This window comes from Barnesiella sp. ET7 (assembly GCF_024733785.1).
Classification (GTDB): domain Bacteria; phylum Bacteroidota; class Bacteroidia; order Bacteroidales; family Barnesiellaceae; genus Barnesiella; species Barnesiella merdigallinarum.
Genome location: NZ_JANRHM010000003.1, coordinates 179,506 through 204,435, shown reverse-complemented (window position 1 = coordinate 204,435; position 24,930 = coordinate 179,506). Strand labels below are relative to the sequence as shown.

Annotated in this window: 21 protein-coding genes; 13 read left to right on the top strand and 8 right to left on the bottom strand. The window is 52.8% G+C overall.

Features of this window, described 5'->3' with window-relative positions; translation table 11 throughout:
- The first annotated feature begins 42 nt into the window (after window positions 1-42).
- Both NW211_RS03330 and rbr read left to right on the top strand, forming a co-directional pair.
- Window positions 43-2,181, top strand: a complete 2,139-nt coding sequence (locus NW211_RS03330) for a prolyl oligopeptidase family protein (protein ID WP_258326908.1) — start codon at window positions 43-45, stop codon at window positions 2,179-2,181.
- 161 nt (window positions 2,182-2,342) lie between these two features.
- The gene (gene rbr / locus NW211_RS03325; RefSeq protein ID WP_309249694.1) at window positions 2,343-2,921 is read left to right on the top strand and encodes a rubrerythrin; all 579 of its coding nucleotides are present in this window, start codon (window positions 2,343-2,345) and stop codon (window positions 2,919-2,921) included.
- 110 nt (window positions 2,922-3,031) lie between these two features.
- Here rbr and NW211_RS03320 read toward each other — a convergent pair whose 3' ends face one another.
- Entirely contained in the window at window positions 3,032-4,315 is a 1,284-nt protein-coding gene (locus NW211_RS03320; RefSeq protein WP_258326907.1) for a DUF2851 family protein, read from the bottom strand.
- Between the two features lie 222 nt (window positions 4,316-4,537).
- On the opposite strand from NW211_RS03320, the gene NW211_RS03315 reads away from it, so the two are divergent.
- The 9 genes from NW211_RS03315 (at window position 4,538) to NW211_RS03275 (ending at window position 13,542) form a co-directional block, all read left to right on the top strand.
- Complete coding sequence (locus NW211_RS03315; RefSeq protein ID WP_087407890.1) at window positions 4,538-5,257, top strand: 4-hydroxy-tetrahydrodipicolinate reductase; 720 nt, start codon at window positions 4,538-4,540, stop codon at window positions 5,255-5,257.
- A gap of 51 nt (window positions 5,258-5,308) precedes the next feature.
- Window positions 5,309-6,715 carry a S26 family signal peptidase gene (locus tag NW211_RS03310; protein ID WP_258326927.1) on the top strand — a complete coding sequence of 469 codons (1,407 nt, stop codon included), beginning with the start codon at window positions 5,309-5,311 and terminating at the stop codon, window positions 6,713-6,715.
- Between the two features lie 3 nt (window positions 6,716-6,718).
- Complete coding sequence (gene lepB / locus NW211_RS03305) at window positions 6,719-7,615, top strand: signal peptidase I (RefSeq protein ID WP_258326906.1); 897 nt, start codon at window positions 6,719-6,721, stop codon at window positions 7,613-7,615.
- Window positions 7,612-8,238: a WbqC family protein gene (locus tag NW211_RS03300; protein WP_258326905.1), complete on the top strand. Its 627-nt coding sequence runs from the start codon at window positions 7,612-7,614 to the stop codon at window positions 8,236-8,238. The genes lepB and NW211_RS03300 overlap by 4 nt, the downstream gene beginning before the upstream one ends.
- Before the next feature lie 149 nt (window positions 8,239-8,387).
- On the top strand, window positions 8,388-9,290 hold the full coding sequence (epsC, locus tag NW211_RS03295; RefSeq protein WP_087407893.1) for a serine O-acetyltransferase EpsC: 903 nt from the start codon (window positions 8,388-8,390) through the stop codon (window positions 9,288-9,290).
- 24 nt (window positions 9,291-9,314) lie between these two features.
- Entirely contained in the window at window positions 9,315-10,826 is a 1,512-nt protein-coding gene (locus NW211_RS03290) for a THUMP domain-containing protein (RefSeq protein WP_258326904.1), read from the top strand.
- A 19-nt stretch (window positions 10,827-10,845) separates the two neighbouring features.
- Window positions 10,846-12,114 carry a phosphoribosylamine--glycine ligase gene (gene purD / locus NW211_RS03285; protein WP_087407895.1) on the top strand — a complete coding sequence of 423 codons (1,269 nt, stop codon included), beginning with the start codon at window positions 10,846-10,848 and terminating at the stop codon, window positions 12,112-12,114.
- Between the two features lie 4 nt (window positions 12,115-12,118).
- Window positions 12,119-13,093, top strand: a complete 975-nt coding sequence (locus tag NW211_RS03280) for a hypothetical protein (protein ID WP_258326903.1) — start codon at window positions 12,119-12,121, stop codon at window positions 13,091-13,093.
- Window positions 13,072-13,542: a YqaA family protein gene (locus tag NW211_RS03275; RefSeq protein WP_087407897.1), complete on the top strand. Its 471-nt coding sequence runs from the start codon at window positions 13,072-13,074 to the stop codon at window positions 13,540-13,542. Before NW211_RS03280 ends, NW211_RS03275 begins: the two co-directional genes overlap by 22 nt.
- Here NW211_RS03275 and NW211_RS03270 read toward each other — a convergent pair.
- The 6 genes from NW211_RS03270 to nadA all read right to left on the bottom strand — a co-directional run bounded on the left by NW211_RS03270 (window position 13,539) and on the right by nadA (window position 22,013).
- Window positions 13,539-14,078, bottom strand: a complete 540-nt coding sequence (locus NW211_RS03270) for an NUDIX domain-containing protein (RefSeq protein ID WP_087407898.1) — start codon at window positions 14,076-14,078, stop codon at window positions 13,539-13,541. The two genes, NW211_RS03275 and NW211_RS03270, sit on opposite strands and share 4 nt — an antisense overlap.
- 11 nt (window positions 14,079-14,089) lie before the next feature.
- On the bottom strand, window positions 14,090-16,471 hold the full coding sequence (locus tag NW211_RS03265) for a two-component regulator propeller domain-containing protein (RefSeq protein WP_258326901.1): 2,382 nt from the start codon (window positions 16,469-16,471) through the stop codon (window positions 14,090-14,092).
- A gap of 9 nt (window positions 16,472-16,480) precedes the next feature.
- Window positions 16,481-17,056 (bottom strand): non-canonical purine NTP diphosphatase, encoded by a 576-nt coding sequence (locus NW211_RS03260; RefSeq protein ID WP_087407900.1) that lies wholly within the window; start codon window positions 17,054-17,056, stop codon window positions 16,481-16,483.
- Window positions 17,057-17,229: 173 nt separating this feature from the next.
- Window positions 17,230-18,099: a YitT family protein gene (locus NW211_RS03255; RefSeq protein ID WP_087407901.1), complete on the bottom strand. Its 870-nt coding sequence runs from the start codon at window positions 18,097-18,099 to the stop codon at window positions 17,230-17,232.
- A 104-nt stretch (window positions 18,100-18,203) separates the two neighbouring features.
- Complete coding sequence (gene leuS, locus NW211_RS03250) at window positions 18,204-20,975, bottom strand: leucine--tRNA ligase (protein WP_258326900.1); 2,772 nt, start codon at window positions 20,973-20,975, stop codon at window positions 18,204-18,206.
- A 45-nt stretch (window positions 20,976-21,020) separates the two neighbouring features.
- Complete coding sequence (gene nadA, locus NW211_RS03245) at window positions 21,021-22,013, bottom strand: quinolinate synthase NadA (protein WP_087407902.1); 993 nt, start codon at window positions 22,011-22,013, stop codon at window positions 21,021-21,023.
- 503 nt (window positions 22,014-22,516) lie between these two features.
- On the opposite strand from nadA, the gene NW211_RS03240 reads away from it, so the two are divergent.
- On the top strand, window positions 22,517-23,047 hold the full coding sequence (locus NW211_RS03240) for an RNA methyltransferase (protein WP_258326898.1): 531 nt from the start codon (window positions 22,517-22,519) through the stop codon (window positions 23,045-23,047).
- Here the strand turns inward: NW211_RS03240 and NW211_RS03235 are convergent.
- Complete coding sequence (locus NW211_RS03235; protein ID WP_087407904.1) at window positions 23,042-23,644, bottom strand: DUF4294 domain-containing protein; 603 nt, start codon at window positions 23,642-23,644, stop codon at window positions 23,042-23,044. The two genes, NW211_RS03240 and NW211_RS03235, sit on opposite strands and share 6 nt — an antisense overlap.
- Before the next feature lie 437 nt (window positions 23,645-24,081).
- Between NW211_RS03235 and NW211_RS03230 the strand changes: the two genes are divergently transcribed.
- Window positions 24,082-24,861 (top strand): radical SAM protein, encoded by a 780-nt coding sequence (locus NW211_RS03230; RefSeq protein WP_258326897.1) that lies wholly within the window; start codon window positions 24,082-24,084, stop codon window positions 24,859-24,861.
- Window positions 24,862-24,930: the final 69 nt, after the last annotated feature.

Here is a 24,930-nt window from a genome sequence, read left to right as displayed (position 1 = left end):
TGCCGCCCGGGAAAAATAGAACTAAAAAACCAATATATTGTTATGAAAAATCGTATCATCCCCGTTGCCATAGCGACAATAGCGATGACAACCTTTTCAAATTGTAATCAAGTGAAGAAAATAGAACATCTGCCCTACCCCGAAACCGAGCGCGGCAACGTGACCGACAACTACTTCGGCACCGAGGTGGCCGACCCGTACCGCTGGCTCGAGGACGACCGCTCCGAAGCGACGGCCGCCTGGGTAAAAGCCGAAAACGAAGTGACCTTCGACTACCTGTCGAAGATTCCCTTCCGCCAGGCCATCAAAGAGCGACTGACCGAGCTGTGGAACTACCCCAAAGAGAGTGCCCCCACGAAAAAGGGCGACTGGCTTTACTTCTCGCGCAACGACGGTTTGCAAAATCAAGACATCATCTACCGGCAGGCCAACCCCGAAGCCGAAGCCGAGGTATTCCTCGACCCCAACCAACTCTCCGACGACGGAACGGTAGCCCTGGCTTCCACCTCGTTCTCGAAAGACGGCAAATACTTTGCCTTCGCTACGGCTGCATCGGGCTCGGACTGGGTCGAGATACACGTCATGGAGACCGAGGGTAAACGTCTGCTCGACGACTGCATCGAGTGGGCCAAATTCTCGGGAGCCACCTGGAGCCCCGACAGCAAAGGCTTCTATTACAGCCGATACGACGAACCCAAAGAGGGCGTGTTTACCTCCAAGAACGAATATCAAAAGGTCTATTATCACCAAGTAGGCACTCCCCAAAGAGCCGACCGCCTCGTCTATACCGACCCCCAGCATCCGCTGCGATACTTCTCGGCCTGGGAGAGCGACGACAGCCGCTGGGTATTCGTCCTTTCGTCCGAGGGTACATCGGGTAGCGAGATTCTCTACAAACGCAAGGGCGACTCCTCCTTCCAGGTTCTGCTCAAGGGCTTCGACTACGATTACAGCCCCGTCGAGTGCCAGGACGACCAGCTCTACGTCATGAGCAACGAAGGGGCCGAGAACTACCACCTCATCAAAATCGACCTCAACGACCCCACAAAACGCCAGGTAGTCATCGCCGAAAAGGAGAATCTGCTCGAGAGTGTCAGCTCGGCCGGTGGCTGCCTGATGGCCATCTACCTCGAGGATGCGCAAAACAAGGCCTATCAATACGGTCTGGACGGCAAGCTCATCCGCGAAATAGAACTGCCGGGTATAGGCACAGTCGAAGGCTTCAACGGCGAAAAGGAGGATACCGAACTCTACTACTCGATTACCACCTTCACGGCCCCGGCCACCATCTACTCGTTCAATCTCGAGAGCGGCAAGTCTACCCTCTACTTCCGTCCCGAAGTGGCCTTCAACCCCGACGACTTCACCACCGAACAGATATTCTTCACCAGCAAGGACGGCACACGCGTGCCCATGTTTGTCTCGCACAAGAAAGGGATGAAGCTCAACGGCAACAACCCCTGCTACCTCTACGGTTACGGCGGTTTCCAGATTAACCTCACCCCCTCTTTCAGCCCTTCGTCGATCATGTTCATGGAGCAGGGCGGCGTGTATGTCTTCGTCACGCTGCGCGGCGGACTCGAATATGGCGAGAAATGGCACCGGGCCGGCATGCTCGAGAACAAGCAGAACGTATTCGACGACTTCATCTCGGCAGCCCAATACCTGATAGACAACCGATACACCTCGTCGAAAAAACTGGCCATTGCCGGCGGCTCGAACGGCGGTCTGCTGGTAGGTGCCTGCGAGGTACAGCGGCCCGACCTCTTTGCCGTGTGTCTGCCCAGCGTGGGTGTTATGGACATGCTCCGCTACCACAAGTTCACCATCGGTTGGGGATGGGTAGTCGAGTACGGCTCGAGCGACAACCAGGAGCAGTTTGAATACCTCTACAAATATTCGCCGCTGCACAACATCAAGAAGGGCGAGAAGTACCCCGCCACCCTCATCACCACGGCCGACCACGACGACCGGGTAGTACCGGCCCACTCGTTCAAGTTTGCGGCTCAGATGCAATATGCCCAGTCGGGCAACGCCCCCATACTCATACGCATCGAAACCAACGCCGGGCACGGTGCCGGCAAGCCTACCTCGAAACGTATCGACGAGGCTACCGACTGCTACGCCTTCCTGTTCCAGAATACAAATACTCCCTATATTCCTGTCAATCAGAAGAAATAAAGCAGATATTCCCTCCTGAGAAAAGAGTTCGCCCCCCAGCCGGGGGCGGACTCTTTTGCGTTTCCACACACCCCCGAAACAAATTTATAGCCAACTCTACCCCTACTTTCCCGAACCATTTCTCTCCCCGGTTGTTCTTACCATACAAAAAGCAATCTGCCATGATGAAATCGATTCAAGAAACCCAGACCGAACAGAACCTGCTCAAAGCCTTTGCCGGCGAGTCGCAGGCCCGTAACCGCTACACCCTCTTTGCCCGGAAGGCGCAGGAGGAGGGATATGAACAAATCAGAGCCGTCTTTGCCGAAACGGCCGAACAGGAGCTGGCCCACGCCACCCGCTTCTTCAATTTCCTGCAAGGGGGCATGGTCTCCATCACCGCCGAGTATCCGGCCGGACGCGTAGGCACCACGGCCGAAAATCTGCTCGAGGCTGCCGAAGGTGAACGCCTCGAATGGAGCGACCTCTACAACAACTTCGGACAGGTAGCTGCCGACGAAGGTTTCAAGGATGTGGCCACGGCCTTCAAGATGGTCGCCCAGGTCGAGAACTTCCACGAGTGGCGCTACCGCAAACTGCTCGAACGGCTCCACGACGACACCCTCTTCAAACGCGAGACTCCTATTCGCTGGCAATGCCGCAACTGCGGCTACATCTACGAAGGTACCGTGGCTCCCGCCCGATGCCCGGCCTGTCTCGAACCGCGCGCCTTCTTCGAGCCCGCCCGCGAAAACTATTGAACAAAACTATCTATCTTTTCATACGACCCAGCCCGTGGTTTGCGACTCCCCGTCGCCGCCACGGGTCTCTTTTTTGTAGCCCCTCAAGCCGTTACCCGAGTCCCCCTCGCCTATGGCTTCATGGCCGAGCGGGCGAGCAACTTGTGCCCGATGCGGCAATAGAGACACTTGTGTGCCTGGCAATATTCGTTGTTCAGCTGTATCACGGCCTGGCTCTCGAGCGCACTGTTGACCCCCACCCCCATTGAGGCGAAACGGCGCACAATCGAGTTCTTCTCGGGACGCAACGACTCGAGCAACGCCAGGGCCCGGTCGGTCATCGCCTCGTTACCGGTCGATACCCCACAGGCATAGAGCAGCGGGGCCACGGCGTTGATGAGCACGATGTCGATCGCACTCTCGCCCAGCACCGCACTCGACTCGGGCGAGGCATGCCCGAAGAGGTAGTGTGTAGTCCAATAACCCGACAGCTCGACCTTGAAGATAGCCCGCAGCGCCTCGTCGCTGTCGGCCTCGCAGATGCGCGAAAAGAGGTTGAATCCCCGGTGTATATACTGGGCCAGCATGGCAATGCGCCGGTGGGGAAAGTTGGCCGGCCGCAGCCTGAAGAACTTCCAGCTGTCGGGGTTGATGGGCGTGAGCCCGAATTTGTTTCGCAAGAAGGCATACTCACCCGTCAACCGCGTATAGTAGTCGTCGCCCGCATGCTCCCCCTCGACCAACAGCCCCGCCTGCCCGAAGAGGAAAGCCTCGACCTGCGCCAGCGAGTCGGCATGCTTCTGCATGAAACGCAGCGGCAGACTGCGGGCCAACCGCTCGAAGGCGTCGCCGTTGATGCCGAACCCCAGGCTGCGCGATACCGCCACGTAGCACACCTCTTCCCAACTACCCCGATAGAGCTCGAGCCAGTCGTGCAGACGCTGCGCCTTGGCCTGCAACCTCTCCACGGCCAGCGACGAAATCCAGTCGGCCAGCAACACCGGATCGAAATCGCCGATGTACCGGGCACACGACTGGCTGGGCGAGTGGGCCACCAGCGATTCGTAATCGGCCCGGAACGTGGGCGAACACGACAGCACCAGCGTGGGAATCTCCTCACCGTCGGTGCGGTAGACCGGGGTATCGGCCACCTCGACCACATGCAGCACCACCGAGTCGTAGGCCGGGTCGAGGTGATGGTTGTGCCGCCGCCAGTCCGAAGCCCGCCGGTGAATTTCCACGTTACCGGCCCAGACGTAACCGTCGATTCCAATTTTGGCATTGAAAAAATCGGGGCCCGAGTCGGTATTCAACCGCCCCACGTCGATTACCCGCACCTTGCGGCCGTCGACCGTCGTCAGTCGCGACGGGTCGAAGAGCCGGTGCTGCCACACATATTGCATGAGTTTTTCCATACGAGCAAGCTGTTTGCGTGTTTTTCATCTTTTCCGTCCATTCCCCTACCCGGGAAAAAGGGAGAAAACGACAGAGATAACTCCCGAAAACGGTGTTTTTATTCGCCTCGGCGCTCACCATTCTCTATCTTTTACTATCTTTGTCTCTGCATATATGCAAATTAAATGAACCTTATTGAATAAACCGGTATAAACCGAGATGTTTTGTAACAGAAGTTCGATATGAAAATAGCGCTTATTGGATACGGAAAAATGGGACATGCCATCGAAGAGATAGCTCTGTCTCGCGGACACGAAATTGTGTGTCGCATCGATAAAGACAACCAGGACGATTTTGATTCACCCCAGTTCAAGAGTGCCGACGTGGCCATCGAGTTCACCGCTCCCACCGTGGCACTGGGCAACTACCGCCGGGCCTTTGCCGCCGGTGTTCCCGTGGTATCGGGTACGACGGGCTGGCTCGAGCATCTGCCCGAAGTGAAAGAGGCCTGCGAGAAGGGTCAGACCTTTTTCTACGCCTCCAACTTCAGCCTGGGCGTGAACATCTTCTTTGCCGTGAACAAATACCTGGCCGGCATCATGAACCACTTCCCGCAATACGAAGTGAGCCTCGAAGAGATTCACCACGTGCACAAGCTCGACCACCCCAGCGGCACCGCCATCACGCTGGCCGAAGATATTATCGGCCAACTCGACTCGAAGCATTCGTGGACCGAGGCCCAGCCTGCCCCGGCCGACGCCATTCCCGTCGTAGCCCGTCGCGAAGGCGAGGTGCCCGGCACCCATATCATCACCTACGACAGCGAGGTCGATACCATCCGCATCTCTCACGAGGCCAAGAGCCGCAAAGGATTTGCCCTAGGAGCCGTCGTTGCCGCCGAGTTTACGGTGGGCAAGAAAGGTTTCCTCACCATGCAAGACCTCTTCTCGTTCCTCAAATAATCCCCTGTCATGGATCAAAACACCGCTTCGAAATACAGCCTCGCCGAACGGCTGAAACGGGTCAAAAAGACCCGCTGGATACGATTCTCGATCGTAGCCCTCATCTACATCGGCTGGACCATCTGGCTCAACAACTACTACGTGCTGTTCGGCCTCCTGCTCCTCATCGACATCTACCTCACCCAGTATATCCCCTGGGGCTGGTGGAAGACGAGCAAAAACCGCGCCGTGCGCACCGTCATGGAGTGGGTCGATGCCATTGTCTACGCCCTGGTGCTGGTCTACTTCATCTTCATCTTCATCTTCCAGAACTACCAGATACCCTCCTCGTCGCTCGAGAAGTCGATGCTGGTGGGCGACTATCTGCTGGTGAGCAAGATGAGCTACGGTCCGCGGGTACCCAACACCCCGCTGCACTTCCCCTTGGCCCAGCACACCCTGCCCATACTCAATACGAAATCGTATATCGAGTGGCCCCAGTGGCCCTACCACCGGCTCAAGGGCTTCGGTAAGGTGGAGCGCAACGACATCGTGGTCTTCAACTTCCCGGCCGGCGATACTGTGGCTACCAAACAGCCCAACCCCGACTACTACACCCTCTGTTTCTACGACGGACGCGAAGCGGTGAACCGCAACAAGGCACTCTATGGCGACATCATCTACCGTCCCGTAGACCGTCGCGAGAACTATGTGAAGCGCTGCGTGGGATTGCCCGGCGATACCTTCAGCATCGTGAAGAACGACATCTACATCGACGGCGTCAAGCAGCCGCGCCCCAAACACATGCAGCTCAACTACCTGGTGAAAACCAACGGCCGCTACCTGGCCAACAGCGATTTCGAGAAGTGGGGCATCAGTGTCGACGACCGCATCCCCCTCGACATCTCGAGTGAAAACGCCCGCAAAAACCTGGCCAGTTGGGGCATCACCCCCAACCCCGACGGCAGCATGAACCCCGTCTATGAACTCCCCCTCACGCAGGCCATGATTGCCCAGATGCGCAAGGACCCGTCCATCGAGCAGATAGTCGAAGAACCTGGATTCCTGGGCGGACAGACCTACCCGCTGGTGACCTCGAACACCTGGACCCGCTCGGACTACGGCCCCGTGTGGATTCCCAAGAAGGGAGCCACCCTCAAGCTCACCCTCGAAAACCTGCCCATCTACGAGCGACCCATCACCGCCTACGAGCACAACGACCTGCAAGTGAAGGATGGCAAAATCTATATCAACGGGCAGGAGACCGACTCCTACACCTTCAAGATGGACTACTACATGATGCTGGGCGACAACCGCGACAAGTCGGCCGACAGCCGCTACTGGGGCTTCGTACCCGAAGACCACATCGTGGGCAAACCCATGTTTGTATTCCTCTCGCTCGACAAGGACAAAGGACTCTTCGACGGTAAGATTCGCTTCAACCGCATGTTCCGGTCGGTCGACAGCCTGGTCAACTAACAGATGATGAAACGAGAGACTATACGCACGATTCTGGTCACGGTAATTGTCATTATCGCGATTGTATGGTCTGTCCGCTTTTTCGTGGTCGAACCCTACCGCGTACCGCCCGGCCAGATGGAGAACAGCCTCTTGCCGGGTGACCGCCTGTGGGTCGACAAGTGGTCGTTCCGCTGGGGCCATCGCACCCCTGCGCGCCGCGACCTGCTGGTCTTCACACTGCCCTCGCTACACCAGCCGCAGAGTGCCGGCGACGAGGTGGCCATGGCCCGCTGCATAGGTCTGCCCGGCGACACCATTCGCAGCACCGGCAACCTCCTGTTTATCAACCGTAAGGCGGTAGCCCAACCCCCGCTCATTCTCGAGGCTTACCTCTCGCCCGACTCGATGCGCAACGACGTGAACCGCACCTTGCGCCAAAACAAGGCGCAATTTGTCGAGCAGGGAAAGGTGGGCAGTGACCGGCTGCTCTTCCTCTCGCGCTACGACTACGACAAGGTACGCAAGCAGCTTGCGCCCGATTCGCTGCTCTATCCCGTATTCCTCAACCGCGACAGCTACGAAATCACACTCCCCCGAAAAGGGAAAAACATACGAGTCACCCCGCAGAATGCCGAGATGCTGGCCTACCTCCTCACCCAATACGAAAACTGTCCCGTGACCTGTCGAGAGGGCAAAATCTACCACGGCGACCGGATTGTCACCCAGTGCCGGCTCTCGCAAGACTACTATTGGGTCATCGGCGACAACCGCGCCGGCATGGCCGACTCGCGCACCTTCGGCCCCCTGCCCCACTCCCTGCTCATGGGCAAAGGGCTGTGGATAGGCTACTCGCGCGACCCCGAAAAGCCCTTCTGGCAATCGTTCCGTACCGACCGTTTCTTCACCCGACCGCTATGACCACCGCCTACCTCTCTACCGCCTACTTTGCCCCGGTGTCGTACTACATGGCCCTGCTTGCCTACGACCGCATCGTGATTGAACAGTGGTGCAACTACACCAAGCAGACCTACCGCAACCGATGCCACATAGCCGGTGCCAACGGTGTGCTGTCGCTCTCGGTGCCGGTAGTCAAGCCCGATACCCTCAAGTGCCCCACCCGCGACATCCGCATCTCCGACCACGGGGAGTGGCGTCACCTGCACTGGAACGCCATCGCCTCGGCCTACGGCTCGTCGCCCTTCTTCGAGTATTACCAGGACGATATTCGCCCCTTCTTCGAGAAGCGATACACCTTTCTGCTCGACTTCAACGAAGCCATCCGACAGACCCTCTGCGAACTCATCGGCTTGGAACCGCACGTTGAATACACCGACCAGTATGCCCAACCCGCCCCTGGCGAAGCAGACCTGCGCGAAGCCATACACCCCAAACGAAATATTGCCGAGACTATCCCCTCGATGCACCTCAAACCCTACTACCAGGTGTTTGCCCCCAAATATGGTTTCCTGCCCGACCTGAGCATACTCGACCTCTTGATGAATATGGGACCCGAGTCGATTCTTATCCTCAAAGAATCATAAGAATTGCCCCTTTAAGAGTTCTTTATCGGCTATATTTCTTATCTTTGCTCCCAAATACAAAATAGGCTGCTCTCCAGTGCGATATTCTTGTGCGAACCTCAATCTGCCGACAGCGCTATCTTGGCTCCATCAAATAGTTAACATTGTACATGAGCAGCTATAAATATGCCGAAAATCTGAAAGAGACGGTCAAGAAACTGTCCGATTTCCTTTCGCTCGAAGAGTTGCACCACCAGAGTTGCAAGGGAGAGATGCTCCCCTCGGGACAACAACTGCAAGAAATCATCGCGCTCTGTCGCTCGCTCATCTTCCCCGGTTTCTACGGTTCGCCCGATGTGAGCGACAAAAACCTGCTCTACCACACCGGAATCAACACCGAAAAACTGTTCGACCTGCTGGTGAGTCAAATCTCGGCCGGACTCCTGTTTGTGACCGACGACCCCCTTATCCATTACGACCCGAAACAACTCGAAGGGGTAGCCGAACAGAAGGCGGTCAACTTCATATCCTATCTGCCCGAGATGCGGCGCATACTCTCGACCGACGTCACCGCCATGTACAACGGCGACCCGGCCGCACAGAGCAAGGCCGAGGTCATCCTGTGCTACCCGGCCATACGGGCCATCGCCAACTATCGCATCGCCCACAAACTGCTCGAACTGGGAGTCCCCCTCATACCCCGCATCATCACCGAGATGGCTCACTCCGAGACGGGTATCGACATACACCCCGCCGCCACCATAGGCGAATACTTTGCCATCGACCACGGCACGGGCGTCGTCATCGGGGCCACCTCGATTATCGGCAACCGGGTGAAACTCTACCAGGGTGTCACGCTGGGGGCCCGCAGCTTCCCGCTCGACGAGAACAACAATCCCATCAAGGGAATCGCCCGCCACCCCATCATCGAAGACGATGTAATCATCTACTCCAACGCCACCATTCTGGGCCGAATCACCATCGGCAAGGGGGCTGTCATAGGCGGTAACATCTGGGTGACCGAGAATGTGGCCCCCGGCGAACGCCTCGTACAGGCCAAAGCAAAACAGTAAAAAACCAAACAATATACACGCGTCGTGAATACCGAAAAATTTGAAATCGTAGCAAAAACTTTCCAGGGGCTCGAAGATGTCCTGGCCGAAGAGATCAGACAGCTCGGCGGCGAAAACGTGGAAACGGGCCGGAGAATGGTCTCTTTCACAGGAGACAAAGCCCTGCTCTACAAAGCCAATCTGGCCTGCCGCACGGCTCTGAGAATACTCAAACCCATCTATAAGTTCGAAGCCTCGGACCCCGACGAAGTCTACGAAAAGATGAAGGCTTTCCCCTGGGAGACACTGCTCTCGCCCGAGACCACCTTCTCGATCGACTCCGTCACCAACTCCGACAGTTTCAGACACTCCAAATTCGTCACCTACCGCGCCAAAGATGCCATTGCCGACTACTTCATGGAGAAGAACGGCAAACGCCCCTCGGTACGCCTCAACGGGGCCGAGGTGGTGCTCAACCTGCACATCTCGCACATGAGCTGCACCCTCTCGCTCGACAGTTCGGGCGAATCGCTCCACAAGCGTGGCTACCGCGTGGGACAAACCGAGGCTCCCATCAACGAGGTACTGGCTGCCGGCATGATTCTCAAGACCGGTTGGCACGGCGAGAAAGACCTCATCGACCCCATGTGCGGCTCGGGTACCATCCTCATCGAAGCCGCCCTCATCGCTACCAATACCTATCCCGGCATCTTCCGCAAGAACTTCGCCTTTGAGCGGTGGAAAGATTTCGACGAAGAACTCTTCGAATCGCTCTACAACGACGACAGCCACGAACGCGAATTTACCCACCGCATATACGGCAGCGACATCTCGCCGCGGGCCATCGACATCGCTACCCAAAACATAAAAAGTGCCGGCGTAGCCAAATACATCGACCTCAAAATCATGTCTATACAACGGTACGAAACAGCTCCGTCGCCCGAGGGAATCCTCATCACCAACCCGCCCTACGGCGAGCGCATCTCGTCGAGCGACCTGCTGGGTCTCTACGAGTCGATAGGCAACCGGCTGAAACACGTATTCAAGGGGTACGATGCCTGGATTATCAGCTACCACAAAGAGTGTTTCGACCGCATCGGTCTGAAACCTTCGGTGAAGATAGAGCTGATGAACGGGGCCCTCGAATGCGAATACCGCAAATACGAGATTTTCGACGGCCGCTACAAGGAGTTCAAAGGCGAAGGTCACAACCTCGACAAGCGCCACGACTCGCCCCGCCGCTCGGGGCCGCGCGACCAGTCGACCTTCGGCCGGCGAAAGAGCTACGGCCACCGCGACGAACGCCCCGAACGAAGCGAACGATTTGAACGCGGTGAGCGAGGCGAACGTCCGGAACGTCCCTTCCGCCCGGCACGCCCCCAAGGGAAACCCTTCGAGCATCGCGACCGCGACCGGTTCAAACCCGAAGGCGAGCGACCCAAGCGGCTGCACGGCGACGAGGCTTTCCAGAAATTCGTCACCTTCAAGCGCCCCTCGATCAAACCCAACGACGAGGATACGAAACCTCGCACCGACGAAACCGACACCTCAAAATAAACCCTAAATAACGACTATCATGAACATATTGCTCTTAGGTTCGGGCGGCCGCGAATGCGCCTTGGCCTGGAAACTGAAACAGAGTCCCAAAACCGACCGCCTCTTCATCGCTCCCGGTAATGCCGGGACCGCCGCTATCGGCACCAACGTAGAAATATCGGCCACCGACTTCGACGCCCTCGGCCGTTTTGCCGTGGAAAACCACATCGATATGGTGGTGGTAGGCCCCGAAGACCCGTTGGTAAAAGGTATATACGACTATTTCGTCGCACACGACGAACTGAAACATATCCCCGTCATCGGCCCGTCGAAAGAGGGTGCCCGCCTCGAGGGCAGCAAGGAGTTTGCCAAGGGCTTCATGATGCGCCACCACATCCCTACCGCCCGCTATCAGAGCTTCACGAGCGAAAACATCGAAGCTGCATACGCTTTCCTCGAGACGCTCAAGGCCCCCTACGTACTCAAGGCCGACGGTCTGGCAGCCGGTAAGGGCGTGCTCATCATCGACAACCTGCAAGAGGCCAAGGAGGAACTGAAACAGATGCTCGACGGGATGTTTGGCAGTGCCAGCAAAACCGTGGTTATCGAAGAGTTTCTCTCGGGTATCGAGTGCTCGGTATTCGTACTCACCGACGGCAACGACTACCGCATACTGCCCGTAGCCAAAGACTACAAACGCATAGGCGAAGGCGATACCGGCCTCAACACCGGCGGTATGGGTGCCGTTTCGCCCGTACCTTTTGCCAATGCCGACTTTATGAAAAAGGTCGAAGAGCGCATCGTGAAACCCACCATCGAGGGGCTGAAAGAGGAGAAAATCACCTACAAGGGTTTCATCTTCCTGGGCCTCATCAACGTAGGCGGCGAACCCATGGTCATCGAGTACAACGTGCGTATGGGCGACCCCGAAACCGAAGTGGTGATGCTGCGCATCCAGTCCGACCTGGTAGACCTGCTCGAAGGGGTGGCTCAGGGCAATCTGTGCGACCGGGAGCTCGTCGAGGATCCTCGCTGTGCCGTTACTGTCATGCTGGTATCGGGCGGCTATCCCGGACACTACGAGAAAGGCAAGGAGATTACGGGTCTCGACCGGGTGACCGACAGTATCCCCTTCCATGCCGGTACAGCCTTCAAAGAGGGCAAGATTGTAACCAACGGCGGACGTGTCATCGCCCTCAGCTCTTACGGGGCTACCAAGGAGGAGGCTCTCGCCAACTCGTTCAAGAGTGCCCAAGCGGTCTCCTTCGAAGGGAAATATTTCCGTTCCGACATAGGAGCAGACCTCTGAAATCATGAATCTGAAGCTATTCATAAGCGGTAAATACACATCGGTCTGGTGGATTATCCTCTACCTGACCGGTGTTTATCTTACCGGGCGGTTGACTACACTACCGATGGTCGAATCGCACGGCGGATTGCTCTGGCCCGGAGCCGGACAATGGCTTGCCCCTGCGCTGCTCAACCGGGTCGTAAACTGCCTGCTCGTCCTGTTGTGCGGAGTCTTGCTGCTGCGTATCAACAACCGCTTCTCCCTTATTCAGAAGCATACCCTGCTGCCCTTTCTCTTCTTCCTGTTGCTCGAGCTCGCCTCCCCCGCCCTCTCCCTGTTGGGCGACGGAACGGTCACGACCGTGATATTGCTCTTGCTGCTCGTTCTCTTTTTCCAATCCTACCAATCCGACAGAGCACAACCCGCTTTTCTCATCTTCGGAGCCCTGGCATTGGGTACCCTCTTCTGTACCCGGTTCGCCTACTTTGTACCACTCTTTCTCATAGGTTTTTCGCAAATCAGATACCTGTCGGTAAAGTCGCTGTCGGGAGCCCTCATCGGGTTCATCACCCCCTTCTGGTTTATTGTGGGCATAGACCTGATACCCTTCTCGCAACTGACGTTGCTGCTACCCGACTTCACCCCCGCCCTGCCCGCGAGTCTGCCTTATGACCATCCACAATTCTGGATTGTTGTTTTAACGGCTCTTCTGGGACTTTTCTCAGGTACGACCATGCTCTATACCTCTTTCAACGAGAAACGCCAAATACGGGCCTATAATGGCTTTGTAAACCTGCTTTCGGTTTATACGGCACTCCTGCTCATACTCGATTACACGCATTACGCCTATTATCTGCCCGTGCTCAATGCGGCAGTCTCCATGCAGGCGGCCTTCTTCTTTACCAACAACGGCAACCGCAAACCGGGCGTAATTCTGTTTTACCTTATACTCACCCTTTACATAGCTCTGTTTATATGGAATTTATTGCCAGCCTAAGCGAATGGGGATATTTAGGACTCTTTATTGCCGCCTTCCTGGCCGGCAGCATCATACCATTCAGTTCCGAAGTGGTTCTGGGAGTCCTGCTGGTCGCCGGATACGACCCGTGGGGATGTGTCATTTCGGCCACGCTGGGCAATTGGTTGGGCGGAGTCACTTGCTACTACATAGGCTACCTGGGAAAAACCGAGTGGATACACACCTACCTGAAGATGCCTGAAGAGAAACTGGCCAAGATGCAACATTTCCTCCAGGGCAAAGGTTCGCTATTCGGGTTCTTTGTCTTTATACCGGTCATAGGCGACATCATGATTGTGGCCCTCGGACTGATGCGGGCCAACCCCATAGGCACCCTGCTCTCGATGATGGCCGGCAAATTTTCGCGTTACTACCTCGTGATTATCGGGGTAAACTACTTGAAAGAGTGGTTTCCCAATCTGTTTTAATCGACTTGCCAACAGGCGTCGTCGTTCAATAAGAGCGTGATGGCCCGGCGTACCGACTGGAAGGCAAATCGGTCGGGGTGAATCTCGTCGCGCGAAAGCCAGAAACACGACTCCACATCGTCGTGTGCGGCCAGTGCCCCCGAATCGCCCTTGTATTTGCACAGAAAGAAGAGATCCATCGTATGCACGTCGAAACCCGAATAACGGTAAATGTTGGGAAAAGAGTACATGTAACGCATCTGGTCGGGGTGCCACCCTATCTCCTCCGAAAGCTCCCGGGCCACAGCCTCCTCGACCGTCTCGCCGCACTCGGTAAATCCACCCGGCAAATCAAGCATCCCCTTCGACGGCTCAAAGGCCCGACGGCAAACCAACAGCCGCGACCGATTGTCCATCACAAAGGCTGCAACTGCCGCTTTGGGATTGATGTAGTAGACAAAGCCGCAATCTTCGCAACGCTTCGACGAAGCATTGTTCTCTACAAACCGGTGCGAACCGCACCGGGGACAATATTGAAACAGATGAAGCGGGTGCATAATCTCCCTGTTTAGTTGACAACCAGTATTTTGGTAACCACTCCCGATTGACTGCCGCTTGCACTCGACGAGGCAAAGACCAGATAGACACCGGTTTTCACCCGCTTGCCGTTGCGGTCGCGACCGTCCCACGAAATTTGTCCACCGTTGGAATACCCTTGGAAAAAGAGGTTTCCGGCCGTGTCGGTTATCTTCACCAGACTGTTGTCCATCAATCCCGTTACCGAAATCCACCCCTCGTAATCGGGCCGTACCGGGTTGGGAAAAGCATAGACACTGCTGTAATCTTCGCTGGCCTGCACGGCATCGGAACGGTAGGCGGCCAGACCGCTGGTCGTCCCCACATAGGCGATACCGGTCACCGGGTCGACCACTACCTCGGTCACAAAGTCCGACGGCAGCTTGCTGTTCTCGGTTGTAAAGTGCTCGAGCACCTCCGACCCATCGGCACTCACCACATAGAGCCCCGACTCGCGGGTACCTATCCACTTGCGGTTGGCACCGTCGATAAAAATGTCGGTAATGTTGATATTCTGCAACAGATAGTCGGCATTGTCGGTACCGTCGTTACGGGCTATCTTGATGCGGGTACAGCGGAAATTGTCACTAAAGACATTGTCGGGATTCGTAATGACGATAGGTCCCGACGAGGTTCCTATCCAAATCTGGCCGTTATGATCCTCGGCAATGCAATTGTAGTAGTTGGGGGTAAAGGTCTTGTTGTCCTGGTCGATAAACGAAACCAACTTTCGAGTCCGGTCATCGGCTGTTGTATTGTAGGTACCCTTATCGTCGAAAGCAAAAACCCAACCCGGCCAATCGCCATAGATAACCCACTTGGGAGTAGACTGCTCGGGTATAAGCAACTTGGCATATTTGTTATTCACAATATCGGAATACTTGAACTGATACCAATCACTCACCTTGAGTTGGTCGGTACTGATTGACAGTTTCGATTTGGGCAGCATGCACACACCTACATCGCCGGTATGAGCTACCCACAAGTTACCCTCCTGGTCAAAGGTCACCACAGGCACACTCAATGCCCAATCCATATACTTCGTAAACGGAGAGTTTTCGGTCGTATAATGGCCTACACACTCGAAGTTCGTAAACTTGTATATACCTTCGAACCAGGTTCCTATGTAGAAAGTATTAGGGTCGTCGGGTGCAAAAGCCATCTTGTAACTCGAATACAGGGAAGCGGCATGCTTATAGTTCACCAAAGGCAATTCACCGAAATCTATAGCGGTCCAATTGTTTTGATCCAGTACGCTCATGCGAGTTTTTTCATACTGCTCTTCAGTTCCCCGACGAGGTCCCGAGTTGCTCACATACAACTTGTTGTCGTTGATAACCAAGTTCCAGGGATTGGCAACATTCAACACGTTGGGCATAAAAGGCTCTTTCAGCATGGTCACCTGGTCATTTTCCATCTTGAAATGGCACAAGCCATATTCACCCAAAGCCCATATCGACTGATCCTTTTCATACGACGAGGTCACTACATCTGTCAGATACTCCGACTGATCGCCAAAATTGAAAACATTCTCTATCTGTATCTGGCCGTTCACAATATCGGGTTTACAGAAAGCCACAAATACCAGTCCTCGAAGAACAAAGCTATCGTAATACCGGTCTATGTACCTCACACCCATACTCAAGGTTCCCAACAAAGAGAAGTTGTCTTGCGTAATGTCATAAAAATGAACAGTACCACCTTTGGAATAGAGCAAATACTTGTCGTTAAAAGACAACATTTCGTACATGATATTCCCGTCGACCGAATCCAACACTTTCCAGTTCGACAAACTGTATTTCGTAGCCGTACTCTCTATGTAGCAAACCGACTCGTCTGAAATCAAAAACCAATATTTACTGCTGGCCCCTATCAGATTTATCTTCTCCCCGTAGTTGTACGACTCGCTCACCTCATACTTCTCGTCGTTGAGTACAACGATACCGAAGTCGGTGGCCAGATAGATGCGGTTGCCGTAAAACTTTACGTCGTTGACAGCCTTCGACGAGGTCATAATGGCATTCTTGATATCGGGAATATTGTACACCTTGCCGTTGTCGTAGAGAATATCGATATTCGAGTTGGCATATACCACCACCAGATAGTTCTTATCGTAGTTGTAATAGATATTTGCCACATCTATATCGTTCAACAGGTTGTTCTTGTTGTAGGACTCCATCTCCTCGGTCTCCTTGTCGAAGCAGAAGAGCGAAATACCCGACACGTAATAGACCCTGTCGCCGGTATCTATCACCTTCACGGGATCGCCCATCGACGAGTAGATCTGCCAGCTACCCACAGCCAACTGCGCCCGCGTCAAAAACGCAAACGACAATACGATGAAACCTATTAAAGCCGATATTCTCCTTGACATATCAAACGATTATAATGTATTCAAAAATTCCGACAACCTCTTCACGGCCCGAGCCCGATGACTAATCTTGTTTTTCTGTTCTTCACCCATCTGGGCAAAGGTTTCGTCATGACCTTCGGGTACAAATACCGAATCGTATCCAAACCCCGACGAACCCCTGCGTTCGTCGATGATACTTCCATCTATCTCGCCATAGAACAGATGTTCCTCACCCCCCAGAATCAAGGCTATGCAGGTAATGAAACTGGCTCTTCTATCCATCCGGTTTTCCAGATTGGCCAGCAGTTTGTCTATATTTTTCTCCGAGTCGGCAGGCTCGCCGGCATACCGGGCCGAGTATACACCGGGCTCGCCGTTGAGTGCTACCACCTGCAAACCGGTATCGTCGGCAAAGCAGTCGTAACCATATTTCTCCTTCACATAACGGGCCTTTTGCAAGGCGTTTCCTTCAAACGTATCGGCTGTTTCGGGTATGTCGTCGTGACAGCCTATGTCGTTCAAGCTGAGAATCTCTATCTTATCACCGACAATAGCCGAGATTTCTTCCAACTTGTGTTTATTATTCGTGGCAAAAACCAGTTTCATAATCAAAACCTTTTTTGTAAAAATAAGAATGCAGCCAAATTTCTGCTTCGAAAAATTCAACTGCCCTCCTCTGTTTATCTATAACGATAAATATCTCTTTTTATTTTAGATACCTATCGGTTGGGAGAACATCTGTCTCTCCCTGTTTTCCTAATATGTCGTATATTTCTGAATCAAGTCTTTATCTTGTCGAATCCTTCGCCGTAAACGCCTACGACATTCGATTGCGAAATGAAGGCCTTGGGGTCTATCGACTTGATCAACCGGAATATCTTCACCGACTCGTTACGTTTGGCCAGAATCATCAGCACCTTCTTGGGCTGTTTGGAGTACCATCCCATGCCATCAAGCACGGTTACACCCCGATGTATATCCTGGTTGACATGCGTAGCTATCTCTTCGTACTTGTCCGACAAAATCAGTATCTGTACCGACTGGCGCTTGCCGTTGATAACCATATCCATCGTGTAGCTCATCACACCCATCACCACATAACCGAAAATCATCTTCTCTATGCTGTGGAACAGCACGTACGAGCTGGCAATGATCAGGAAGTCGATATACATCATCATCTTGGCAAACGAGATGTTTTTGTACTTGTTGACGATGGCGGCGATAATATCGGTTCCGCCCGTACTGCCGTTCGATACAAATACCAGACCTACTCCCAAACCGCACAAAATACCACCGATGATGGCCGACATGAAGGGCTGCTCCTCGACCAGAGAGTGAGGTATGAACTCGGGCAGTATTCCCAGAAAGAACGAACACATGAACACACTGAAAATCGTGCGTACAAAAAACTTAAGTCCCAATACCTTGATAGCTGCCAACAACAGAACCACGTTGATGGTAAAATACGACACCGATACCGGTATCTTCGTTCCATAATAGATTAAGGCTGCAATACCGGTCACACCGCCGGTAGTAATTTCGTTGGGCAGCAAAAATCCAACCCAACCCAGCGCATACAGCAACAAGCCGAATATGATGACCATATAGTCTTTTACGGCATACAATACACTGTTAAAAGGCAATCGCATATTACTCTTTGTTTCTAAACTGTTTACTCCTTCTTATTATATTCTTGTATATCAAAAAAATATCCATGCCCACCACTCATGGCAAGCATGGATCAGGTATTTCATTATATCACAATATTGACAATCTTGTTGGGCACCACGATAATCTTCTTGGGGGTCTTACCCTCGAGCCATCGGGCCGACGATTCGTGGTTGAGAACAATCTGCTCTATCTCTTCGCGCGGTGTACCGGCCTTTATCTCGAGGCTGAAACGGGCCTTGCCGTTGAACGAGACGGCATACGTCACCACATCTTCCTTCAGATACTCTTCGTTCCACACGGGCCACTCGGCATCGCATACCGTCTGGTCGTGACCCAACTCGTGCCACAACTCTTCGCTAATGTGCGGGGCAAAAGGTGCCAACAGAATAATCACCTTTTCGAGCATCTGCTTATTGCGCGATTTCAGCGCCGTCAGTTCGTTTACACAAATCATAAAGGCACTGATCGAGGTGTTGTACGAGAAATTCTCCACATCCCACGAAATCTTCTTGATGAGCTTGTGTACCGATTTCAACTCCTCTTTCGTAGGCTCGGCATCCTGCACGGCCAGCTTGTCGCCCTGATAGAAAAGGTTCCACAGTTTTTTCAAGAAGCGGTGTACACCGTCTATGCCGTTGGTATCCCACGGCTTGCTCTGCTCGATGGGGCCCAGGAACATTTCGTACAGACGCAACGTATCGGCTCCATATTTCTCGACAATATCGTCGGGATTGACGACGTTGAACATCGACTTAGACATCTTCTCTACGGCCCAACCGCAGATGTAGCGGCCGTCGTCTTCCAAGATAAACTCGGCCGTGGCAAACTCGGGACGCCATTTCTTGAATGCCTCTATGTCGAGCACGTCGTTGCTCACGATGTTTACATCGACGTGAATGGGAGTCGTGTCGTACTCCTTGCGTTTGTTGAGCGTGACGAACGTATTGGTATCCTTGATACGGTATACAAAGTTGGAACGACCCTGTATCATACCCTGGTTGATAAGTTTCTTGAAAGGCTCATCCTCGCAAATCACCCCTTTGTCGAACAGGAACTTGTTCCAGAAACGGCTGTAAATAAGGTGACCCGTAGCGTGCTCGGTACCACCTATGTAGAGGTCGACATTGCGCCAATACTCGTTATTATCTTTCGATACCAGCTCCCTGTCGTTGTGGGGGTCCATATAGCGCAGATAGTAGGCCGACGAGCCGGCAAAACCGGGCATCGTGCACAACTCCAGCGGATAGTGGTCTTCGGTCTCCCAGTTCTTGGCTCGACCCAGCGGGGGTTCACCCGTCTCGGTAGGCAGGAACTTGTCTACCTCGGGGAGTTTCAACGGCAGCTTGCTCTCGTCGAGCATATAGGGCATGCCCTCCTTGTAATATACCGGGAAGGGTTCACCCCAGTAACGCTGGCGGCTGAAGATGGCATCGCGCAAACGGTAGTTCACCTTTACACGGCCTATGCCTTTCTCTTTAATGAATTTCTTGGTAGCGGCAATGGCATCCTTTACCTCCATGCCGTTCAGGTCGAGACCGTTGCCACACGAGTTTATCATCTTGCCCTCCTTGGCATCGAAACTCTCTTCCGACACGTCGCACCCCTCGATCAAGGGAATGATAGGCAGGTCAAAATGCTTGGCAAAGGCGTAGTCGCGGCTATCGTGAGCCGGTACCGCCATGATGGCACCCGTACCGTAACCGGCCAATACATAGTCGCTCACGTAGATAGGAATATGTTTGTTGTTCAACGGGTTGATGGCATAGGCACCCGTAAACACACCCGTCACGCTGCGGTCCATCAGACGCTCGCGTTCGGTGCGGTGTTTGATGCTCTCGAGGTATTTGTCGACAGCCTCTTTCTGCTCGGGAGTTACCACCTGTTGCACATACTCGCTTTCGGGAGCCAGTACCATGAAGGTAACCCCGAATACCGTATCGGCACGCGTCGTGAAGATGGTAAACTCTACGTCCGAGTCTACTACCTTGAACTGCATCTCGGCACCCTCCGAACGGCCTATCCAGTTCTTCTGCGTCTCTTTCAGCGAGTCGGTCCAGTCGAGTTTGTCGAGTCCGTCGAGCAGACGTTGGGCATAAGCCGATACCCGGAGGCACCATTGGCGCATCACCTTCTGCTCTACGGGATAGCCACCCCGTATCGATACTCCTTCGCTCACCTCGTCGTTGGCCAGCACCGTACCCAGTTTCGGACACCAGTTTACCATCGTGTCACCCAGGTAAGCAATTCGGTAGTTCATCAACGTCTCCTGCTGCTCCTTCTCGCTCTTGGCTTTCCACTCGTCGGCCGTGAACGAAAGCTCTTCGCTGCAGGCCGCATTCAACCCTTCAGTGCCTTTCGTCTCGAAATGTTTTACCAGCTCTTCAATCGAACGGGCCTGTTGCTTGTCGTTGTCGTAGTAGCTGTTGAACATCTGTATGAAGGCCCATTGGGTCCACTTGTAGTACTCGGGATCGCAGGTGCGAATCTCGCGGCTCCAATCGTAGCAGAAACCAATCTTGTCCAACTGCTCGCGATAGCGGTTTATGTTCTTCTCGGTCGTAATGGCCGGGTGTTGTCCCGTCTGTATCGCATACTGTTCGGCCGGAAGTCCATAGGCATCGTAACCCATGGGGTGAAGCACGTTGAAACCTTTCAGCCGTTTGTAACGGGAATAGATGTCAGAAGCAATGTATCCCAGCGGGTGACCTACGTGCAGACCTGCACCCGAAGGATAGGGGAACATGTCCAATACGTAGTACTTGGGTTTCTCCTTGTTTTCGGTAACCTGGTAGATGTGATGCTCTTTCCAGTACTTCTGCCACTTTTTCTCTATTTCTTTGAAATTGTATTCCATGATGAACAATATGTGATAGGTGATATTTTTTTAGTTACTCTTCTATTAAATTCCCAGCGAAGCCGATATGTCGAGCATACGGCGTATGGGTTTGATGGCCTCCCGGGCTATGGCTTCGTCGACCGTGATTTCGGGCAACTCGTACTTGAGGGTATTGTACAGTTTCTTCATCGTGTTCAACCGCATGAAGTTGCACTCGCTGCAGCCGCAGGTACTGGCATCGTCGGGAGGGGCCGGAATGAACTCCTTGCCGGGGTTGCTCTTCTTCATCTCGTGCAGGATACCCGACTCGGTAGCTACGATAAAGCGTTTGCAGTCCGACTGGGTAGCAAAGCGCAACAAGGCGGCCGTCGAACCCACCTTGTCGGCCACAAGCAGAATGTCGCGTTTGCATTCGGGGTGGGCCAGCAGCAGGGCATCGGGATACTCCTTTTTCAACGCTACGATTTTCTCGAGCGAGAATTGCGAGTGCACGTGGCAGGCACCGTCCCACAGCAACATGTTCCGACCCGTGACGCTGTTGATATAGTTTCCCAGATTTTTGTCGGGACCGAAGATAATCTTCTCGTCGGCCGGGAAGCTCTCTACTATCTGTTTGGCGTTCGACGAAGTCACCACCACGTCGGTGTGTGCCTTTACGGCGGCCGAGGTGTTCACATACGAAATCACCTTGTAGCCGGGATGCTGTTTTACAAACTCGGCAAAGGCATCGGCCGGGCAACTGTCGGCCAGCGAACAACCGGCATTCAGGTCGGGGATGAGCACCTTTTTGTCGGGGCAGAGTATCTTGGCTGTCTCGCCCATGAAGTGCACGCCGCAAAGCACCAGTATCGACGCATCGGTCTTGGCGGCCCATTGGGCCAGCGCCAGCGAGTCGCCCACATAGTCGGCAATATCCTGTATATCTCCCGACTGGTAGTAGTGAGCCAGCACGACGGCATTCTTCTCACGCTTCATTTTCTCGATCTCGGCTACCATATCCACGCCTTCGGGAACAGGCATATCCACATAACCTTTGGAGATATTTACATCGAACATATATATTATTCCTTTTTTATTTTTTAATTTAAAATTCTTATTGTTGATGATAATAGGCTGTTGACAGTAAGGATAACTTCTTGTTAAAATAGTTGCTTTTTATCTTATCAACCTTCGGGGGTTACGTTATCCGCGTCTTGTCAACGTCATTATCTTGTTATAATGAGCCTATTAAATTCCTTATCAACTCCCTGTTTACAAACTGCAAAGTTAATAACTTTATTCTATTTGTATGATTGATAAATAGATATTTTGAGGTGGATATTTCAACTCACAACTGGTGCATATATTATTTGCATTTTTACGGAGAGGGGTAGTATAGAGGTAATTTTCTGATTTCAAAATTTTGTACCGCTTTTTAAGCCCTCATTTTATAACGGCTTATCCACACTTGTACACACGGTTATTAACGATGCTGTTTACAGGGTAGGAGACGGGTAAAAGGAATTGGCTTTGTCGGGTGTATGTATTATCTTTGTCGATGCTTGTAAAGAGAGTCGTTTATGAAGAAAAAGAGTATTTTCGACCTGCACCGGGTTTCGCAAGAGGAGTTTAAACATCTCGAAAAGATACCGTTAGTAGTTGTGCTGGACAACGTGCGCAGCCTCAACAACATCGGGTCGGTATTCCGTACGGCCGATGCCTTCAAGGTGGCCTGCATCTACCTTTGCGGAATCACCGCCACACCGCCGCACACCGATATACACAAGACCGCACTGGGGGCCGAGGATAGTGTCGACTGGATTTATGAGCAAGATACCTATACGGTTGTTGATAAGTTGTTGGCGGCCGGTTACGAGGTTTATGCCATCGAACAGGTGGAGGGGAGTATCAGTCTCAACGACATCGAGTTGGACAAGAACAAGCGATATGCCGTGGTGTTGGGCAACGAGGTAAAGGGGGTACAGCAGTCGGTTGTCGACAAGTGTACGGGCAGCATCGAGATACCCCAGTTCGGTACCAAACATTCGTTGAATGTTTCGGTTACGGCCGGTCTGGTCATTTGGGATTTTTTCAAACAACTGGGGTTATAGCGAACCCTGTTCTACCAGAATGCAGATGCGCTCAATGGTCTTGTCTTTACCTTCGGGTTGCCAATCGGTCTTGAGCGAGGCGCCGAACATCTTGCCGAAGAATTGCCAGAAGTTGGCCCTGAAGCTTCCCAGAAAAGCCTTTATCAACTCGTAGGACGATTGGTTACACTCTCTGTTTATCAGCTTGATAAGCATCTTGCCTTGCGACAAGGTAAACTTTTTCAACACCGGTTTATATTGTTGAAAAACCTCTTTCTCCATACGTTTCATGTGCTGCTCGCGAGCCTCGTCGTCGGGGAGAGTCTCCATATATTCATACGTCTCTATGAAGATATTGTAGATGAGTTTGGCATAGGGTAGGGTCTTTTTCACATCGCGTACGGTTTTCCAGTAAAATTTCTCCTCCTTTTTGTTTTTGAATTTTTCGGGGGGAAATACATAGAAGGTGCGTAGTCCTATCAACGCTACCGTATCGTTGTCGATAACTACCCGATAAAAATGTTTATAAGCCGGATGTTCCTCCTGAAAGATCTGTGCCTGAAGGCTCGGAACCATCAGAAAGAGAAAAAGAAACAATATGGACCATCCTCTTTTCATCGGGTACAAATGTAAATCTTTCGATTTTTCGATGACTATTTTTTTGCAATAATTATAATATTAACCGGTGTTGATAGTGTATGTGTACAGATTGTCCATATCTTGTGGATATGATTGTTTATTTATGGTTAATAGTTTAATAAATAGAATTTTACAAATTGTTTATAACGTGAGTATTTTTTGTATTTCGGTGGTTGAAAACCCGTGGATAAGCTGTTGGTATGGCTGTTTTCAGACTTTTGTCTCCCGATTGTTTTTTCATAAGTTGATAAATCGTTGACATCCTTGTTTATTATTCTTATATATAATTGACATATAAATAGATATAGTTTATTCACAACTTGTGTATAACTTGAAAAGGAGTATATAGATTTTACAAAAATCTATGGTTGGATAGTAGATAAATTCTACCTTTGTAAAGTAAAAAGAGTATTGCTATGCAGACAGTGTTATTTCATGAAATCATTTACGGACCCGTGCACAGCCGTCGTCTGGGCATATCGCTGGGTGTGAATCTGTTGCCGACCGATGGCAAGTTGTGCTCGTTCGACTGTGTCTATTGTGAGTGCGGCTACAATGCCCAGGGAGTGGGCAAGAGCGGGTTACCCTCGGCCGACCAGGTAGAAGAGGTGTTGAAAACCCGTTTACAGGCCATGCACGAGGCGGGCGAAAAGCTCGATGTGATTACTTTTGCCGGTAATGGTGAGCCTACGTTGCACCCGCAATTCGAAAAGATTATAGATACTACGCTCTATTTACGCGACCACTACTACCCCGAAGCCAAGATAAGCGTGCTCTCCAATGCGACCCGCATTCACGACGAGTCGGTATTCAAAGCCCTGAACCGGGTCGACAACAACATACTCAAACTCGACTCGCTCCGTCCCGAAACGGTGGCCTTGATCGACAATCCCAACGACCCCCATTTCGATGTGAACCGTGTGGTGTGCGACTTGAAGCGCTTCTCGGGTAATGTAATCGTGCAGACCATGTTCCTGCGTGGCTGGCACAACGGACAGCGAATAGACAATACGGTAGAAGAGGAGCTCTCGCCGTGGTTGGAGGCGCTGCAGTACATTTCGCCCCGTTCGGTAATGATTTATACCATCGACCGTAAAACTCCCGAGGAATCGCTCGAAAAGGTCTCTCGCGAGGAGCTGGAGCAGATAGCCGACCGGGTAAGAGAGCTGGGGCTGGAGGTTTCGGTATCGGCCTGATTGCTGTTTACACGATATAAACATGATTTAAACAGAGGACTTTCCAATATGATAAAACTTGTCATACTC

Bases quoted from the DNA above. Each gene is read 5' to 3' on its own strand.
- NW211_RS03330 (WP_258326908.1), top strand. From the start codon at position 43: ATGAAAAATCGTATCATCCCCGTTGCCATAGCGACAATAGCGATGACA.
- rbr (WP_309249694.1), top strand. From the start codon at position 2,343: ATGATGAAATCGATTCAAGAAACCCAGACCGAACAGAACCTGCTCAAA.
- NW211_RS03320 (WP_258326907.1), bottom strand. From the start codon at position 4,315: ATGGAAAAACTCATGCAATATGTGTGGCAGCACCGGCTCTTCGACCCG.
- NW211_RS03315 (WP_087407890.1), top strand. From the start codon at position 4,538: ATGAAAATAGCGCTTATTGGATACGGAAAAATGGGACATGCCATCGAA.
- lepB (WP_258326906.1), top strand. From the start codon at position 6,719: ATGATGAAACGAGAGACTATACGCACGATTCTGGTCACGGTAATTGTC.
- NW211_RS03300 (WP_258326905.1), top strand. From the start codon at position 7,612: ATGACCACCGCCTACCTCTCTACCGCCTACTTTGCCCCGGTGTCGTAC.
- epsC (WP_087407893.1), top strand. From the start codon at position 8,388: ATGAGCAGCTATAAATATGCCGAAAATCTGAAAGAGACGGTCAAGAAA.
- purD (WP_087407895.1), top strand. From the start codon at position 10,846: ATGAACATATTGCTCTTAGGTTCGGGCGGCCGCGAATGCGCCTTGGCC.
- NW211_RS03280 (WP_258326903.1), top strand. From the start codon at position 12,119: ATGAATCTGAAGCTATTCATAAGCGGTAAATACACATCGGTCTGGTGG.
- NW211_RS03275 (WP_087407897.1), top strand. From the start codon at position 13,072: ATGGAATTTATTGCCAGCCTAAGCGAATGGGGATATTTAGGACTCTTT.
- NW211_RS03270 (WP_087407898.1), bottom strand. From the start codon at position 14,078: ATGCACCCGCTTCATCTGTTTCAATATTGTCCCCGGTGCGGTTCGCAC.
- NW211_RS03265 (WP_258326901.1), bottom strand. From the start codon at position 16,471: ATGTCAAGGAGAATATCGGCTTTAATAGGTTTCATCGTATTGTCGTTT.
- NW211_RS03260 (WP_087407900.1), bottom strand. From the start codon at position 17,056: ATGAAACTGGTTTTTGCCACGAATAATAAACACAAGTTGGAAGAAATC.
- NW211_RS03255 (WP_087407901.1), bottom strand. From the start codon at position 18,099: ATGCGATTGCCTTTTAACAGTGTATTGTATGCCGTAAAAGACTATATG.
- leuS (WP_258326900.1), bottom strand. From the start codon at position 20,975: ATGGAATACAATTTCAAAGAAATAGAGAAAAAGTGGCAGAAGTACTGG.
- nadA (WP_087407902.1), bottom strand. From the start codon at position 22,013: ATGTTCGATGTAAATATCTCCAAAGGTTATGTGGATATGCCTGTTCCC.
- NW211_RS03240 (WP_258326898.1), top strand. From the start codon at position 22,517: ATGAAGAAAAAGAGTATTTTCGACCTGCACCGGGTTTCGCAAGAGGAG.
- NW211_RS03235 (WP_087407904.1), bottom strand. From the start codon at position 23,644: ATGAAAAGAGGATGGTCCATATTGTTTCTTTTTCTCTTTCTGATGGTT.
- NW211_RS03230 (WP_258326897.1), top strand. From the start codon at position 24,082: ATGCAGACAGTGTTATTTCATGAAATCATTTACGGACCCGTGCACAGC.